The organism is Streptomyces erythrochromogenes (assembly GCF_036170895.1).
Lineage (GTDB): Bacteria > Actinomycetota > Actinomycetes > Streptomycetales > Streptomycetaceae > Streptomyces > Streptomyces erythrochromogenes.
In genome coordinates this window covers 3,810,430-3,825,614 of sequence record NZ_CP108036.1, presented here as the reverse complement: position 1 = coordinate 3,825,614, position 15,185 = coordinate 3,810,430, and the positions used below count along the sequence as shown (strand labels likewise).

Here is a 15,185-nt window from a genome sequence, read left to right as displayed (position 1 = left end):
CAGTCGGGTACCCGCCGTAGGGGTCAGGAGGAGGGGTCCTCGTCGTCCTCGTCGGACTCCGTGAGGACGGGAGAACCGTGGTGGGACCAGAGGCGCCAGCCCTCGGATGTGCGTCGGAACACATTCGTGGCGACGACCAGCTGGCCGACGAGCGGGCCGAGCTGTCCGCCGTCCTCGGCGGGGCCGCCGCTGAGGATGTTCTCCGTGCACGTCACCAGGGCCGTGTCGCCTATGACGGCCACCTTGGTGTCGGTGAGGAAGAACTGGATGTACTCGGTGTGGGACATGATCAGCGCGTACGAGCGCAGCACCTCGCCGCGGCCCGAGAGCACCGGCCAGCCGGGGTGCACGCAGGAGATCTCGTCCTCCAGCCAGAGCGCCGACAGAGCGTCGAAGTCCCCCCGTTCCATTGCCTCGTAGAAGGCCGTGTTGACCTCTTCGACCGCTTCGATGTCGGTTCTGCTCACTGTTCTCCTTGTCGGTCGATGAGGGTCAGAGTGCCCCTTCCACGGCGCGGGCCACCCGAACCGCGTCGGCGGTCGCCCGTACCTCGTGGACCCGTACGGCCCAGGCGCCCTGGTGCGCGGCGATGGCGGAGACGGCGGCCGTGGCGGCGTCGCGTTCGCGGGCCGGCGGCGGGGCGGCGTCCGTCCCGCCGGCCAGGACCCGGCCGAGGAAGCGCTTGCGCGAGGCGGCGACCAGCAGCGGGAAGCCGAGGGCGCGCAGGTCGGCCATGTGCGCGACCAGGGCCAGGTCGTGCTCGGCGTTCTTCGCGAAGCCGAGGCCCGGGTCGACGAGGAGCCGCTCGGGGGCGATGCCGCCGGCGACGACCGCGTCGATGCGGGCCCGGAGCTCGGCGGTGACCTCGGCGAGCACGTCGTCGTAGACGGCGAGGCTGTTCATGTCGGCGCTGAAGCCGCGCCAGTGCATGACCACGAAGGGGACCTCGGCCGCGGCGACGGCCGGGATCATGCCGGGGTCGGCGAGGCCGCCGCTGACGTCGTTGACCAGGGCGGCGCCGGCGTCGACGGCCCGGGCGGCGACGGCCGCGCGCATCGTGTCGACGGAGACGGTGACGCCCTCGGAGGCCAGGCCGCGCACCACGGGGACGACGCGGCGCAGCTCCTCCTCCTCGTCGACGCGGGAGGCGCCGGGGCGGGTGGACTCGCCGCCGACGTCGATGAGGTCGGCGCCCTCGGCGACCAGGTCGAGCCCGCGCTTGACGGCGGCGGTGGTGTCGAACCAGCGGCCGCCGTCGGAGAAGGAGTCGGGGGTCACGTTGACGACGCCCATGACCGCGCAGCGGTCCCATTCCGGCAGACCTGCGACCCGGCCCCTGCTGGTGGCTCCGCGCTTCGTGTTCATGGGTCAAGGGTAGGGCTGACCTGGATGTGACAGCCCTTGGCACTGGCCCTGTGGCCGTCGCCGTGCCTGTTCCGGCCGGTCTGCGGGACCCGGCGGGGTACGTCGAAGGCCCGGGCGGGGTGACCGGCCGGGCCTTCGGGGGTGTCGTGGGAGCGGTGGGGCTACGCGGCCTGGACCTCGCGCTCGGCCTGCTTCGGGACGGACGCCACCAGGTTGTGCGAGCAGGTGCGGACCGGCTTGGGGCGGCGGCTGGCGAACAGGCGCGGCAGGGCCAGCGTCACGAAGCCCTCGGCCTGCATGGCGGCGAAGCCGATGCGGGGCAGGTCGCGGGTGGTGCGGAAGACCACGAAGCGCGGCTCCCAGCGGGGGCGGAACTTCGCGTTGAACTTGTACAGGGACTCGATCTGGAACCAGCGGGAGAGGAAGACCAGCAGGCTGCGCCACATCCGCAGGACGGGGCCGGCGCCGATCTTCTCGCCGCGGGCCAGCGCCGAGCGGAACATCGCGAAGTTCAGGGAGACCTTCTCGATGCCGAGGGCCGGGGAGGCCTCCAGGGAGGCGACGATCAGCAGCTCGTTCATGCCGGGGTCGGCGCCGCGGTCGCGGCGCATCAGCTCCAGCGACATGCCGTCCTTGCCCCACGGCACGAAGTGCTGGATGGCCTTCAGGTCGCCGAAGGGGCTGGTGTCGCCCTCCTCGACGCGGTGCGCGGTGGCGATGAAGCAGTCGCCGTCGCCCGGGTCGCCGACCCGGCCCAGCGCCATGGAGAAGCCGCGCTCGGTGTCGGTGCCGCGCCAGGCCTCGGCCGCGCCGCGGACCTGCTCCAGCTCCTCCGCGGTCAGCTCGCTGACCCGGCGGACCTTGGTGGTGTAGCCGTTGCGCTCGATGCGCTTCACCATCTGGCGGACATTGCGCATGGCTCGGCCCGAGAGGGAGAAGTCTTTGACATCGACAATCGCCTCGTCACCCAGTTCCAGGGCGTCGAGACCGGTCTCGCGGGTCCAGACCTCGCCGCCGGTCTCGCTGCAGCCCATGACGGCCGGGGTCCAGGAGTGGGCCTTGGCCTCCTCCATGAACCGCTCGATCGCGCCGGGCCACGCCTCGACGTCGCCGATCGGGTCGCCGGAGGCGAGCATCACGCCGGAGACGACGCGGTAGGTGACGGCGGCCTTGCCGCTGGGGGAGAAGACGACGGCCTTGTCGCGGCGGAGCGCGAAGTGGCCGAGGGAGTCGCGGCCGCCGTGCTTGGCGAGCAGCTCGCGCAGCTTGCCCTCGTCGTCGACGGTGAGGCGGGCGGCCGGGTGCTCGGGGCGGAAGGCCAGGTAGATGGTGGTGAGGGCGGTCAGCATGCCGAGGGCGCCGAGGGAGTAGCCGACGGTCCAGGACACGCGGCCGGCGTAGTCGACGGGGCCCTCGAAGCCGAAGAGGCCGTAGACGACGTGGGTGATCTGCTCGTACAGGCCGGGGTTGCCGACGACCTTGCCCGGGTGGACGTTGACGATGACCAGGCCCAGGCCGATGGAACCGGCGCTCATGAGGACGAAGTTCGCGAGCGCCTTCCAGCGGCTGCGCGGGTCGGGCAGCGCCTTGAATTCACCCTGGTGGCGCAGCAGCAGCGCGAGGAGCACCGCCGCGATGACCACGCCGATGATCGAGTGGCGGTACGTGAACTGCGCGGCCGCGCCCGCGGGCAGCAGGACGACGGCGGCCCGCCAGGCGCGCCGCTTGTGCCGCTTGAGGCCGTGGGCGAGCAGCAGCAGCAGTACGCCCGCGCTGATGGACATGGCGGCCGCGAACGGGCCGAGGGAGCCCGGCAGCACCTCGGTGACCGCGTGGATCCGGCTGTGCCGGAAGCGCGGGAAGACACCGGCCGCGATGTCCAGAAGGCCGACGATCATGACGGCCGTACCTACCAGGCCGGGCACCGACTCCGGCTGTGGGCCTCGGAGGATTCGGCGGACCCTGCTCGGAACCTGTCCCGACTTATCGCCATCTATCCTGCTAGACATCGCTTCCCGTTGCTCCGCGAGAGATCAAGTGGCCGAAGGCCGCGACAGCCTCCGGTGTGTGGTGCGTCCCTTAGGACGACATCGACGGACAGCGGGTTCACTCTTCCGTCGGAAATTTCCAGTCCTGCCATCAGAAAGTCGACTGACTGCTCATGGGTCTCACCAGTAATACGGTCCTGGCGCTGGCCGTCCTCGCCGGTGTGCTGCTGTTCGCGGCCACCATCTGGTTCTGGCCGAAGCTCTCCGGCCGCACCTGGCGTGCGGTCGCCGGCCGTATCGGGCTCCTGCTGGCGACCCAGCTGGCGCTGTTCTCGGCCGTAGGGCTCGCGGCCAACAAGTCGTTCCTGTTCTACGGTTCGTGGGCCGATCTGTTCGGCCAGGAGACGTCGATGGGCAAGGTCGTCGACCACTCGATGAGCAGCAAGGACATCAAGGTCGTCGACAAGCAGAAGCTGGACGTCCCCGGTGGTGCCAAGCCCCAGGTGGGCGGTCAGATCCTGAAGGTTGCCATATCCGGGCAGAAGTCGAAGATAACGAGCCCCGGCTACGTGTGGCTCCCGCCGGAGTACTTCCAGCCGCAGCACAAGGACGAGAACTTTCCGGCGTCCGTCGTCCTGACGGGCTACCCGGGCACCGCCGAGAACCTGATCAAAGGGCTCGACTACCCGATGAAGGCCTTCAGCCTGTCCAAGTCGGGCAAGATGAAGCCGATGATCCTGGTCATGCTGCGCCCGACGGTGGCGCCGCCGCGTGACACCGAGTGCGTCGACGTCCCCGGCGGCCCGCAGACCGAGACCTTCTTCGGGGTGGACCTCCCGCAGGCCATCCAGGACACCTTCCGGGTCGGCAAGAAGCCCGAGAACATGGGCTTCATCGGCAACTCCACGGGCGGCTACTGCGCCCTGAAGATCGCCGCGCACTACCCGCAGACCTTCGGTGCCGCCGCGGGCCTGTCCGCGTACTACGACGCTCCGGACGACCCGACGACCGGTGACCTGTTCCACGGCGACGAGAAGCTGAAGAAGCGCGCGGACATCCTGCACGTCATGGAGAACAAGAAGCCGGCCGGTACGTCCTTCCTCGTCACCAGCAGCGAGAAGGGCGAGCCGAACCTCGCGGACACCAAGAAGTTCATCAAGAAGGTGCAGGGCCCGGACCGGGTCTCGTCCATCGTCCTCGACAGCGGCGGCCACAACTTCAACACGTGGCGCCGTGAGATCCCGCCGATGCTGGTGTGGATGAGCGGCCGCATCCAGGCCTGACGGCCGTGCGGTGCGACGGCAGGAGCGGGGGCCCGACCGGCAGGTCGGGCCCCTTTCTCATGCCTCCTGCAACTCGGCGCGGCGCAGCGCCCGGTGGACGCCCTCGGGAGTCAGTACGCCGGCCAGCTCGCCGGTGTCCGGATCCGTGACGCCGATCCGGCCGGAGTCCTCCTGGAGCAGTGCGGCGAGCGCCTCGCGCAGCGTCGCGCCGAGCTCCACCGACGCCCCGGGCGCCGTTCCCTCGGCCGGTGCCAGGTCGTCGGCCCCGAGGGTGGTGACGGCGAGCCGCTTGAGCCCCCGGTCGGCGCCGACGAAGGAGGCCACGTAGGGAGTGGCCGGGGCTCCCAGCACCGCGGCCGGGCGGTCGAACTGCTCGATGGTGCCCGTCCCGTAGACCGCGATGCGGTCGCCCAGCCGGATCGCCTCCTCCAGGTCGTGCGTGACCAGCAGGATCGTCTTGCGCACGGTCTGCTGCAGGGTCAGGAACTCGTTCTGGAGCCGCTCGCGCACCACCGGGTCCACCGCGCCGAAGGGTTCGTCCATCAGCAGCACCGGCGGATCTGCGGCGAGCGCGCGGGCGACCCCGACGCGCTGGCGCTGCCCGCCCGACAGCTGCTCGGGGTACCGGCTCCCGTACACCGACGGGTCCAGTCCGACCAGTTCGAGCAGCTCGGCCGCCCGGGCGCGGGCCGCGGCCCTGGGGGTGCCGATGAGCTGCGGCACGGTCGCGGTGTTCTCCAGCACGGTCTTGTGCGGGAAGAGCCCGACCTGCTGGATGACGTACCCGATGCGGCGGCGCAGCTCGACCGGGTCGGCGGCCGCGATGTCCTCGCCGCCCAGCAGGATCCGGCCGGACGTCGGGTCGATGAGCCGGTTGACCATCTTCATGGTGGTCGTCTTGCCGCAGCCGGACGGTCCGACCAGCGTGACCAGCTCTCCTTCCGCCACCTCGAAGGACAGGTCCTCGACTGCCGTCGTCCCGTCGGGGTAGCGCTTGGTCACATGCTCGAATCGGATCACGGACCCATCTTTCCTCACCGGCGCCGCCCGATTGTGAAGGGCGTGTTGCCCCCGTGCGAAGGATTCCGGCCATCGACGGTGATGGGGGTTAGGGTCGTTCGAGGCCGGGCGATCGAGCATGTGTACGTTTGAGGACGGGGGGTGAGGCGCATGTCGGGGCAGAACTGCCTGGTGGCGAACGACTGGATCTGCTGGGACTACGTCACCTCCCGCTCCCAGGAGCTCACCGACGCCACCGTCGAGCACGTGTGGATCACCGGCGCGTCCGTCCTGATCGGCCTGGTCGTGGCCGTGCCGCTCGCCCTGCTGGCCCGCCGCGGCCGGCGCTGGTCGGCGTCCGTGCTCACCTTCACCACCCTGCTCTACACGGTCCCCTCGCTGGCCATGTTCTCGCTGCTGCTGCCCGTCTTCGGGCTCTCGGCGGCGCTGGTCGTGACCGGTCTGGTGCTGTATTCGCTGACCATTCTGGTCCGCAACGCGCTGGCCGGCCTGGAGGCCGTCCCCGAGGAGGTGCGGGAGGCCGCGCGCGGCATGGGATACGGCCCGGGGCGGCTGCTGTGGCAGGTGGAACTGCCGCTGGCGCTGCCCGCGCTGCTGGCCGGCGTACGGATCGCCACGGTTTCGACGATCGCGCTGACCACGGTCGGATCCATCGTCGGCAAGGGCGGTCTCGGCAACCTCATCGCGCCCGCGGTGAACAGCTCCTTCAAGGCGCAGGTCCTCACCGCCTCGGTGCTGTGCGTGCTGCTGGCGCTCGCCGCGGACCTGCTGCTGCTCGGCCTGCAGAGGCTGCTCACGCCGTGGACCCGGGCCGGCGGCCGGCCGTCCGGCCAGGGGAAGGGGGCCTGAGGGCATGGGTGTGGCGGGAGGGGCCTGGGACTGGCTCGCCAACGGCGCCAACTGGTCCGGGGAGAACGGCGTCTGGCACCGGCTCGGCGAGCACGTCTACGTCAGCGGGCTCGCCCTGGCGATCGCCTGCGCGATCGCGCTGCCGGTCGGCCTGTACCTCGGCCACCTCGGCCGGGGCGGCACCCTCGCGGTGAACGTCTCCAACGTCGGCCGGGCCGTTCCGGTCTTCGCCGTGCTGGCGCTCTTCATGGTCTCCCCGCTGCGCAACGCCGGCTACCTGCCGACGGTGGCCGCCCTCGTGCTCTTCGCCGTCCCGCCGCTGCTGACCAATGCGTACGTCGGCATGCGCGAGGTGGACCGGTCGGTGGTGGAGGCCGCCCGCGGGATGGGCATGTCCGGCGGGCAGCTCTTCTGGCGGGTGGAACTCCCGCTCGCGCGCGGCCTGGTGATGACCGGGCTGCGTTCGGGATCCGTGCAGGTCATCGCCACGGCCACGATCGCCGCCATGGTCGGGCAGGGCGGTCTCGGCCGGATCATCACCGCCGGCTTCAACACCTACAACACCCCGCAGGTCGTCGCCGGGGCCCTGCTCGTGGCCGCCCTGGCCCTGCTGGTGGAGGGCGTGCTGGTGGCGGCGGACCGGCTGCTGCCCCGGGCCGGCGCCCACCGCTGATTCCCGTCCCCCTTTTCGAACGGAGCAACTCCATGACCAAGACCACGCGCGTCCTCGGCGCGTCCCTGGGCGCCCTGGCCCTGACGGTGTCGCTGGCCGCGTGCGGCGGTGACAGCCTGGAGAAGAGCAAGGACGGCGGCTCCTCCGGCGCCCCGGCCGCGGAGGGCAAGGGCAGCCTGGTGATCGGCGCGGCCGGGTTCACCGAGTCGAGCGTGCTGGCGGAGCTGTACGCGCAGGTCCTGAAGGACGCGGGCTACAGCACGTCCGTCAAGACGGTCAACAACCGCGAGCTGTACGAGCCGTCGCTGGAGAAGGGCGAGATCGACGTCGTCCCCGAGTACGCGGCCACGCTCGCGGAGTTCCTGAACGCCAAGGTGAACGGGCCGAAGGCGCCCGAGGAGAAGCCGGTCGCGTCGAGCGACGTCGCCGCGACGGTGGCGGGCCTGGAGAAGCTCGCGGCCCCGCTCGGGCTGAAGGTGCTGCCGGCGGGCTCGGCGGTCGACCAGAACGCATTCGCGGTGACCAAGGAATTCGCCGAGAAGAACAACCTCAAGTCCCTATCCGATCTTGGCAAGTCGGGGCTGAAGGTGAAGATCGCGGCGGGCGACGAATGCTCCGTCCGACCCTTCTGCGGGCCGGGACTGACCACAACGTACGGAATTCAAGTTTCCGGTATTGACCCGAAGGGCGTCGGCACCCCGCAGGCCAAGCAGGCGGTCAAGGACGGCGTCGACCAGCTCGTGCTCACCACGACCACGGACGCCACCCTCGACAGCTTCGGCCTGGTCCTGCTGGAGGACGACAAGAAGCTCCAGAACGCGGACAACGTGCTGCCGGTCGTCAACGCCAAGGACGCCGGAGCCCCCGAGGTCGCGGCCGCGCTCGACAAGCTGACCAAGGTACTCACGACCGCCGACCTGGTCGACCTGAACCGGAAGGTGGACGCCGAGCGCGCCAAGCCGGCGGACGTCGCGAAGGCCTACCTGGAGTCGAAGGGCCTCGTGAAGAAGTAGTGCTTACTGGTTGATGGAGAAATGTGGGGTAACTGCCCGGGAACAGATTGCCGGGTGGGTACCCCACACGACCTCTACGCCCTGTAAATTTCAGGCCATGCCCCGTGGACGCCACCGCAATCCCGAACCCCTGCACCGGCTGCTCACGCCGACGGCCGTTGCCGGTGTGTCCGCCACCAGCGCCGGCGCCGCCTGGCTGCTGGCCGGCCCCGACGACGGCACCGCGCTGAGGCTGCTCGTGGCGCTCGCCGCGGCCGCCGGGATCGCCGGCGCCGTCGTGATGCGAGCCTGGGACCGCAGTGCGGGCCGCCGGGTCGCGGAACTCGCCCGCGAGCGGGTCAAGGACGAGTGGCGCACGGACGAGCGCATAGCCGAGCTGGAGTCCGACCTCGAAGAGGCCCGGATGCTGCGGGGCAGGCTCGACGCCAAGCTGCGCGCCAAGCGCGTCGAACTGGCTGGCCTGCGGGGCGAACACGCGGCGCTGCTGCGCCGGTACGCCACGGCCGAGACCGAGCGGGCCAGTGCCCTGGAGAAGCGCCGGCTGCTGGCCATCGAGGCCGCGTCGACCACGGCTCCGGCCGATCCCAAGCAGCTTCCGGCCGTCTCCGAGGAGCGCACCTCGGCGGGCGCGCCGACCTCGGTCGGCTACGCCCGGGCCCACGCGGCCATGGCGGCGCTGGCCCGCAAGGCGCAGGAGCGGGCGCTGCCCAAGGCGCGGGCCGCGCGCGAGCTGCCCACGGCGCCGCCGGCGACGGCCACCGCCGCCACCTCGGTCCCGGCCCGCCGTCCGGCGGCCGCCGTGGCCCCGTACGCGGCCCAGCGGCGTACGGCCTCCCGCGTCGAGGGCGGCTTCGACTTCTTCGGCACCAAGAACTCGGCGCAGGCCCGTGCGGCGATCGAGGCGGTCCAGAACGAGGACCTGGCCGACGTGGTGGGCGCCGAAGCCCTCGCCGTGCACAAGGCGGAGTCCGCGCAGCAGAGCACCGAGCCGGAGTTCAAGCCGCCGACCGACGAGACCCGCGCGGTGGGTCAGGTCATCGACCTGACGGCCCACGACGAGACCGAGTCGATCGACGTGGTCCGCCTGCGCACCGCGATTTCCTAGGACGCCCCTCCCCGGTCAGGGGCCGTACGAGGCCACCAGCCGGGCCAGATGCCGGCCCGCCACCAGGAGCGGGGTCCGGCTCCGGGTGACCTGCGAGGTCATTTCCGCGCCCTCAAGGGTGTTGACCACGGTGATCGCCAGATCGCGCGCCTCCTCCTCCGGGTAGCCGGACGCCAGGAGCTTCGCCGCGACCAGCTCCTGCCAGTTGGCGAAGGCCCGGGCGCAGGCCGCCTGCAGATCGGGGAGGCGGCCGACCGTTTCCAGGGCGGTGGCCGTCACCGGGCAGCCGTCGCGCCAGTCGGATGCCTCCAGGGCCTCCGCGAGCAGGCCGGTGACCGCCTCGACCGCCTCCGCCGGGTCCGGGCGGGCGGCGAGCCCCGCGCGCAGGAGCGCGGCGAACTCCTCGTCGCCGAAGTGGATCGCGGCCACCGCGAGCTCCTGCTTGCCGCCCGGGAAGAAGTGGTACAGCGAGCCCAGGGTGGCCTCCGCCTCGCGGACGAGCTGTTTGACCGGGGTGTTCTCGTAGCCGCCGTGCTGCATGAGGCGGGATGCGGTGCGGACCAGCCGCTCGCGCGTCCCCAGCTCTGTCTTCGTCCCTGTCGCTGCCATGGCCGGATTCTATCCGGAGTATTAGACAGAGCGCTCGTTCTAGTCCCGTGCTACGGTCGTACCGAGCGCTGGATAGAGCGTTCGTTCTAGTCACTTACTCCTGGGGGAGAGCACCGTGGACAACACCAAGGTCACCGTCGTCGGCCTGGGCCCCATGGGCCGGGCCATGGCCGCCGCCTACCTCGATGCCGGCTACGAGGTCACCGTGTGGAACCGCAGCGCCGGCAAGGACACCGACCTCGTCGCCCGTGGCGCGCGCAGCGCGCCCGGCATCGCCGAGGCCGTCGCCGCGAGCCCGCTGGTCGTGCTCAGCCTGATCGACGTCGAGGCCATGTACGGCACCCTCGGCGACGCCGACCTCACCGGCCGCGTGCTCGCCAACCTCTCCTCCGACCTCCCGGACAAGGCCCGCGCGGCCGCACGGTGGGCCGAGGAGCGCGGGGCCGCGTACCTCACCGGCGGGGTCAACGTCCCGCCCGCCGGCATCGGCCGCGAAGGGTCCTCGATCTTCATCAGCGGCCCGCGGGAGGCCTACGAGGAGCACCGCGCCGCGCTCGACCTGCTCGCCGCCACCGACTACCGCGGCTGCGACCCCGGCCACGCGCAGCTCTACTACCAGCTCAACATGATCCTCTTCTGGACCGCCTACACGGGCTGGTACCAGGCGGTCGCCGTGGCCCGCGCCAACGGCCTGACGGCGTCGGACATCCTGCCCTACGCCGGCTACACCGCCGACACCCTCCGCGGCTTCTACACCGAGAGCGCCGCGCTCGTCGACGCCGGCGACCACAGCGGCGAGGACCAGCGCCTGACGATGTGCGCCGCCAGCGTCGAGCACATCCTGCACACCGCGGCCGACTCGGGCGTGGACACCGCGATCCTGGCCGCGCACGCGGAGCTGTACCGCCGCGGGGTCGAGGCCGGCTTCGGCGACGAGAGCAGCTCGCGCCTGATCCAGCTGCTGGCCGCCGAGGAGGCCTGACGGCCGGCGCGGCGCCTCAGAACAGCGGCAGCTGTCCCGGCACTTCGGGCAGGACGAAGCCGTCCAGCGTCGGTGCGGAGGCGCCGAGCACCACCCGGGCCCGCGACCCGGGGCAGGACACCAGGTCGCCGCGCGAGGCGGGCGGGTCGTGGCGGGCGATGCGGCCCGCGGTGACGGCGCAGTCGCGGCCGCAGGCGGGGCAGGCCCGGCGGGGGGAGTGGGACATGCCGCCAAGTCTGCCCTGCCGCACCGACATCAGTCCCGCACCGGCTGCGCCGCGGCCCGCCGCTGGGCCGACCACACCTCGTGCACCCGCTCCACCCGGGCCCACAGGGCCGCCCTGTCGGCCGGGGTCAGGTCGCCGAGGTCCAGCCCGAAGAGCCCGCCCAGGACCGCGAGGAGTTCCTCCGGTCCGGACAGCACCCGCTCGTCCGTCTGCTTCCCGCCCTCCAGGCGGGTCAGGACCTTCCCGCGCAGGCCGTCGGTGCCGCCCGCGTCGCGCCGGAACACCGCGAAGACCCGCACGAAGGGCGACTCCTCGTTCGTGGACAGCCATGCGTGCATCCCCTCGAAATCGGCCGTCGCCGCCGGGGCGTCACGGAAGTTCATCCGGCGCGCGCCGCCCGAAGAAGCGAAGAAGGACCAGCCCGGGCCCTCGCCCTCCAGCGGGTCCAGCCGTTCCAGGGAGTAGGTGAAACCGTTCTGCTCGTACGGGCCCGCGACGAGCGGCAGCGGCTCGTACGGGCCCATGTCCCCGAGCCCGGCGTCCACCCAGTACTCCGCGCCCCCGACCCGGACGGTCAGCGCGAGGTGGTCGCCCCGGACCGCGCGCGACGCGGCGTCGGCGCTCACGGCCCCGACGTGCCGGGTCACCTCGTAGCCCAGGGACTCCAGGAGCAGGGCGAAGGCGCCGTTCAGGTGGAAGCAGTAGCCGCCCCGCCCCTCGGCGAACCGCCGCACCGACAGCTCCGGGTCGATGCCCGGCGGCCGGCCGAGCTGGATGTCGATGTTCTCGTAGGCGATGCGCTCCAGGTGCGCGCGCTGGAGCGCGAACAGCCCCTCGGCACTGGGGGTGCCGAGGCCGAGGTCGGCGGCGCCGAGGCGGCGCAGGTAGCCGTCGAAGAAGTCCGATGTCATCGGGCCAGGCTAGGCGCGGAAGGCCCTACTCCCTTTGAATTACGGCTACTTGTCGATGTCGCCGACCACGAAGAACAGCGAGCCCAGGATCGACACCATGTCCGCGACCAGCTGCCCCGGCAGCAGCACGGCCAGCGCCTGGATGTTGTTGTAGGAGGCGCTGCGCAGCTTCAGCCGGTACGGGGTCTTCTCCCCCTTGGAGACCAGGTAGTAGCCGTTGATGCCCAGCGGGTTCTCGGTCCAGGCGTAGGTGTGCCCCTCGGGCGCCTTCAGGACCTTGGGCAGGCGCTGGTTGATGGGACCCGGCGGGAGGTCGTCCATCCGGTCCAGGCAGGCCACGGCGAGGTCGAGGGCGTTGTGGGTCTGCTCCAGCAGGCACTCGAAGCGGGCCAGGCAGTCGCCCTCGGTGCGGGTGACCACCTTCAGGACGTCCTGGAGCTCGCCGTAGGCCAGGTACGGCTCGTCGCGGCGCAGGTCGAAGTCGACGCCGGAGGCGCGGGCGATCGGGCCGGAGACCCCGTACGCGTGCACCGCCTCGGCGGACAGGACCCCGACGCCGCGGGTACGGCCGCGGAAGATCTCGTTCCCGCGCACCAGATTGTCGTAGACGTCCATCCGGGTGCGGACGTCGGCGATCGCGGCGCGGGCCCGGCCGAGCCAGCCGGCCGGGAGGTCCTCCTTGAGGCCGCCCACGCGGTTGAACATGTAGTGCATGCGGCCGCCGGAGATCTCCTCCATGACGGCCTGGAGCTCCTCGCGCTCGCGGAACGCGTGGAAGATCGGGGTGATCCCGCCCAGTTCGAGCGGGTACGAGCCGAGGAACATCAGGTGGTTCAGCACCCGGTTCAGCTCGGCCAGCAGGGTCCGCATCCACACGGCCCGCTCGGGGACCTCCATGCCGAGCATCCGCTCGACCGCCATGACCACGCCGAGCTCGTTCGAGAACGCGGACAGCCAGTCGTGACGGTTCGCGAGCATCACGATCTGTCGGTAGTCACGGGCCTCGAAGAGCTTCTCGGCACCGCGGTGCATGTAACCGACCACCGGTTCGGCGCTGGCGATCCGCTCGCCGTCCAGGACGAGGCGCAGGCGCAGCACGCCGTGCGTGGAAGGGTGCTGGGGGCCGATGTTGAGCACCATGTCGGTGCTCTCCGCCGCTCCGCCGATGCCGACCGTGGTCTCCGTCATGCGGGCATTGTCTCAGTCCTAAGGTGGGGGGATGGATACGGGGACGAAGGGTGAGACGGGCGAGCCCGGCTGGGTCGGGCTGCCGGGCGGGCTGCTCACCCTGCGGCGGACGCTGCTCGTGGGCTGGACCTGTCTGCTGGCGGTGGCGACCGGGCTGCTGCTCGGCCTGCTCGTGGGGCCGGCGTGGGCGGCGGTGGGGGCGTTCTGGCTCGCCGTGGGGGCCTGGGGCTGGGTGCTCATCGGCCGCAACTGGCGGTCCTGGCGGTACGCCGAGCGCGCCGACGACCTGCTGATCAGCCGGGGGGTGCTGTGGCGGGAGCAGACCGTGGTCCCGTACGGCCGGATGCAGCTGGTCGAGGTCACCTCGGGCCCGCTGGAGCGGCGCTTCGGCCTGGCCTCCCTCCAGCTGCACACGGCGGCGGCGGCCACCGACGCCCGGATCCCCGGGCTGGTGCCGGCCGAGGCGGAGCGGCTGCGCGACCGGCTCGCCGCCCTCGGCGAGGCAAGGTCGGCGGGCCTGTGAGCGCCGACCCGGCCGGCCCCGCCGGTACCCCTCCCGCCCCTCCTGCCGGTCCCGCCGGTGGCGGGCCGGGGGCCGAGCGCCGGCTGCACCCCTTCACGCCGCTGCGCCGCGCCTGGGTGCCGATCGCCGCGACCGTCGGCATCCTCGCCCAGCAGGGCGACCGGGCGGCGCGCTGGGTGGCGGACCTCTCCACGCTCCTACGGCTGGCGACGCTGGTCGGCGTCGTCCTGATGTTCGGCGTGTACGGCTTCCTGAGCTGGTGGTTCACCCACTACGCCGTGACCGACACCGAACTGCGCATCCGCACCGGGCTGCTCTTCCGCCGCACCGCGCACATCCGGCTGGACCGGCTCCAGGCCGTCGACGTCACCCGGCCCCTGCTGGCCCGGCTGACCGGAGTCGCGAGCCTGCGCCTCGACGTCATCGGCACCGAGGAGAAGGACCAGCTGTCCTTCCTCGGCGAGCAGGAGGCCGTCGCCCTGCGCGCCGAGCTCCTGGCACGCGCCGCCGGCTTCGCCCCCGAGGAGGCGGTGCGCCTCGGCGAGGCCCCGCAGCGCGAACTGCTGCGGGTGACCCCGCGCGAGCTCGCCGTCTCGCTGGCGCTCAGCCTCGGCGTCTGGGCCGCGCTGGCCGGCGGGATCATCGCGCCGTTCTTCGTGTGGTGGATCAGCTCCAGCCCGTGGGCGGCCGTCGTCACCCTCCTGCCGATGCTGGGCGGGGTCTGGGCGGCCACCGTCGGCCGCTTCCTCACCGAGTACGACTGGCGGGTCGCCGAGTCCCCGGACGGGCTGCGCCTGGACCACGGGATGCTGGACCGCGCCCACGAGACCGTGCCGCCGGGCCGCGTGCAGACCGTACGGATCGTGGAGCCGCTGCTGTGGCGGCGCAGCGACCGGGTCCGCGTGGAGCTGGCCGTGGCCGGGTCGAAGAACGAGGTCCTGGTGCCGGTGGCCTCCCGGGCCGCCGCGTACGCCGTGATCGCCCGCGTCCTGCCCGGGGTGGACCTGGCGGGCCTGTCCTTCTCGGGCTCCCCGGACACCGGATCGCGCTGGGTGGTCCCGGTGTGGTGGAAGGGCTACGCCCTGGCGCTCTCCCCGGAGGTGTTCGCCGCCCGGCACGGCCGCCTGTGCCGGCGTACGGAGATCGTCCCGCACGCCAAGGTGCAGAGCGTCCGCTTCTCCCAGGGCCCGTGGGCCCGCGCCCGCGGCGTCGCCGACGTCCACGTGGACACCGGCGCGAACGGCACGGTCACCGCCCGGCTGCGGGCGGCCTCCGAGGCCGCGCGGCTCCTGCACGACCAGGCCGCCCGCTCCCACACCTCCCGCGCGAGCGCCCGCCCGGACCGCTGGATGACGCAGACCGACCTGCAGGCGTGAGGCCGGCCAGTGCTCTGATCGCGGACGTTCACCGGGTCACATGGCTCGGGAACGTTGCATGAGTAGTGTCTGTC

Annotated in this window: 16 protein-coding genes; 8 read left to right on the top strand and 8 right to left on the bottom strand. The window is 72.0% G+C overall.

Going from position 1 to position 15,185, the window contains the following annotated elements:
- Positions 1–23: 23 nt before the first annotated feature.
- From OHA91_RS17270 to OHA91_RS17260, 3 genes are all read right to left on the bottom strand, one after another.
- Positions 24–467, bottom strand: coding sequence for a nuclear transport factor 2 family protein (locus OHA91_RS17270; protein ID WP_031147764.1), 444 nt, complete (start codon positions 465–467; stop codon positions 24–26).
- A 25-nt stretch (positions 468–492) separates the two neighbouring features.
- The gene (gene folP / locus OHA91_RS17265; protein WP_031147766.1) at positions 493–1,365 is read right to left on the bottom strand and encodes a dihydropteroate synthase; all 873 of its coding nucleotides are present in this window, start codon (positions 1,363–1,365) and stop codon (positions 493–495) included.
- 161 nt (positions 1,366–1,526) lie between these two features.
- On the bottom strand, positions 1,527–3,374 hold the full coding sequence (locus OHA91_RS17260; protein WP_031147767.1) for a phosphatidylglycerol lysyltransferase domain-containing protein: 1,848 nt from the start codon (positions 3,372–3,374) through the stop codon (positions 1,527–1,529).
- A gap of 152 nt (positions 3,375–3,526) precedes the next feature.
- Between OHA91_RS17260 and OHA91_RS17255 the strand changes: the two genes are divergently transcribed.
- On the top strand, positions 3,527–4,636 hold the full coding sequence (locus OHA91_RS17255; protein ID WP_031147768.1) for an alpha/beta hydrolase: 1,110 nt from the start codon (positions 3,527–3,529) through the stop codon (positions 4,634–4,636).
- 57 nt (positions 4,637–4,693) lie between these two features.
- Here OHA91_RS17255 and OHA91_RS17250 read toward each other — a convergent pair whose 3' ends face one another.
- Positions 4,694–5,656, bottom strand: coding sequence for an ABC transporter ATP-binding protein (locus OHA91_RS17250; protein WP_031147770.1), 963 nt, complete (start codon positions 5,654–5,656; stop codon positions 4,694–4,696).
- Positions 5,657–5,806: 150 nt separating this feature from the next.
- Between OHA91_RS17250 and OHA91_RS17245 the strand changes: the two genes are divergently transcribed.
- From OHA91_RS17245 to OHA91_RS17230, 4 genes are all read left to right on the top strand, one after another.
- Positions 5,807–6,505, top strand: coding sequence for an ABC transporter permease (locus OHA91_RS17245; RefSeq protein ID WP_031147771.1), 699 nt, complete (start codon positions 5,807–5,809; stop codon positions 6,503–6,505).
- 4 nt (positions 6,506–6,509) lie between these two features.
- Positions 6,510–7,178, top strand: a complete 669-nt coding sequence (locus tag OHA91_RS17240; protein WP_031147772.1) for an ABC transporter permease — start codon at positions 6,510–6,512, stop codon at positions 7,176–7,178.
- 32 nt (positions 7,179–7,210) lie between these two features.
- Entirely contained in the window at positions 7,211–8,191 is a 981-nt protein-coding gene (locus tag OHA91_RS17235; protein WP_328739578.1) for an ABC transporter substrate-binding protein, read from the top strand.
- 97 nt (positions 8,192–8,288) lie between these two features.
- Complete coding sequence (locus OHA91_RS17230; RefSeq protein ID WP_031147775.1) at positions 8,289–9,296, top strand: hypothetical protein; 1,008 nt, start codon at positions 8,289–8,291, stop codon at positions 9,294–9,296.
- Between the two features lie 15 nt (positions 9,297–9,311).
- Here the strand turns inward: OHA91_RS17230 and OHA91_RS17225 are convergent, their stop codons facing one another.
- Positions 9,312–9,905, bottom strand: a complete 594-nt coding sequence (locus tag OHA91_RS17225; protein ID WP_031147777.1) for a TetR/AcrR family transcriptional regulator — start codon at positions 9,903–9,905, stop codon at positions 9,312–9,314.
- A gap of 115 nt (positions 9,906–10,020) precedes the next feature.
- Here OHA91_RS17225 and OHA91_RS17220 point away from each other — a divergent pair, with 115 nt between their 5' ends.
- Complete coding sequence (locus OHA91_RS17220) at positions 10,021–10,887, top strand: NAD(P)-dependent oxidoreductase (protein ID WP_328739577.1); 867 nt, start codon at positions 10,021–10,023, stop codon at positions 10,885–10,887.
- Between the two features lie 16 nt (positions 10,888–10,903).
- On the opposite strand, the gene OHA91_RS17215 is transcribed toward OHA91_RS17220, so the two are convergent.
- Genes OHA91_RS17215 through OHA91_RS17205 form a run of 3 tightly spaced genes read right to left on the bottom strand, consistent with a single transcriptional unit; the run spans position 10,904 to position 13,212 of the window.
- Positions 10,904–11,113 carry a hypothetical protein gene (locus OHA91_RS17215; RefSeq protein WP_031147780.1) on the bottom strand — a complete coding sequence of 70 codons (210 nt, stop codon included), beginning with the start codon at positions 11,111–11,113 and terminating at the stop codon, positions 10,904–10,906.
- A gap of 29 nt (positions 11,114–11,142) precedes the next feature.
- Entirely contained in the window at positions 11,143–12,024 is an 882-nt protein-coding gene (locus OHA91_RS17210; protein WP_328739576.1) for an arylamine N-acetyltransferase family protein, read from the bottom strand.
- A gap of 45 nt (positions 12,025–12,069) precedes the next feature.
- A complete protein-coding gene (locus tag OHA91_RS17205; protein ID WP_031147782.1) occupies positions 12,070–13,212 on the bottom strand; it encodes an NADH-quinone oxidoreductase subunit D in 1,143 nt (380 codons plus the stop codon).
- A 31-nt stretch (positions 13,213–13,243) separates the two neighbouring features.
- Here OHA91_RS17205 and OHA91_RS17200 point away from each other — a divergent pair, with 31 nt between their 5' ends.
- Entirely contained in the window at positions 13,244–13,735 is a 492-nt protein-coding gene (locus OHA91_RS17200) for a PH domain-containing protein (RefSeq protein WP_266498841.1), read from the top strand.
- Complete coding sequence (locus OHA91_RS17195; protein WP_381624027.1) at positions 13,732–15,111, top strand: PH domain-containing protein; 1,380 nt, start codon at positions 13,732–13,734, stop codon at positions 15,109–15,111. The genes OHA91_RS17200 and OHA91_RS17195 overlap by 4 nt, the downstream gene beginning before the upstream one ends.
- The last annotated feature ends 74 nt before the right edge of the window (positions 15,112–15,185 follow it).

Coding starts and splice junctions, on each gene's coding strand:
- OHA91_RS17255 (WP_031147768.1), top strand. CDS start 3,527: ATGGGTCTCACCAGTAATACGGTCCTGGCGCTGGCCGTCCTCGCCGGT.
- OHA91_RS17205 (WP_031147782.1), bottom strand. CDS start 13,212: ATGACGGAGACCACGGTCGGCATCGGCGGAGCGGCGGAGAGCACCGAC.
- OHA91_RS17235 (WP_328739578.1), top strand. CDS start 7,211: ATGACCAAGACCACGCGCGTCCTCGGCGCGTCCCTGGGCGCCCTGGCC.
- OHA91_RS17245 (WP_031147771.1), top strand. CDS start 5,807: ATGTCGGGGCAGAACTGCCTGGTGGCGAACGACTGGATCTGCTGGGAC.
- OHA91_RS17225 (WP_031147777.1), bottom strand. CDS start 9,905: ATGGCAGCGACAGGGACGAAGACAGAGCTGGGGACGCGCGAGCGGCTG.
- OHA91_RS17240 (WP_031147772.1), top strand. CDS start 6,510: ATGGGTGTGGCGGGAGGGGCCTGGGACTGGCTCGCCAACGGCGCCAAC.
- OHA91_RS17260 (WP_031147767.1), bottom strand. CDS start 3,374: ATGTCTAGCAGGATAGATGGCGATAAGTCGGGACAGGTTCCGAGCAGG.
- OHA91_RS17215 (WP_031147780.1), bottom strand. CDS start 11,113: ATGTCCCACTCCCCCCGCCGGGCCTGCCCCGCCTGCGGCCGCGACTGC.
- OHA91_RS17210 (WP_328739576.1), bottom strand. CDS start 12,024: ATGACATCGGACTTCTTCGACGGCTACCTGCGCCGCCTCGGCGCCGCC.
- folP (WP_031147766.1), bottom strand. CDS start 1,365: ATGAACACGAAGCGCGGAGCCACCAGCAGGGGCCGGGTCGCAGGTCTG.
- OHA91_RS17230 (WP_031147775.1), top strand. CDS start 8,289: ATGCCCCGTGGACGCCACCGCAATCCCGAACCCCTGCACCGGCTGCTC.
- OHA91_RS17200 (WP_266498841.1), top strand. CDS start 13,244: ATGGATACGGGGACGAAGGGTGAGACGGGCGAGCCCGGCTGGGTCGGG.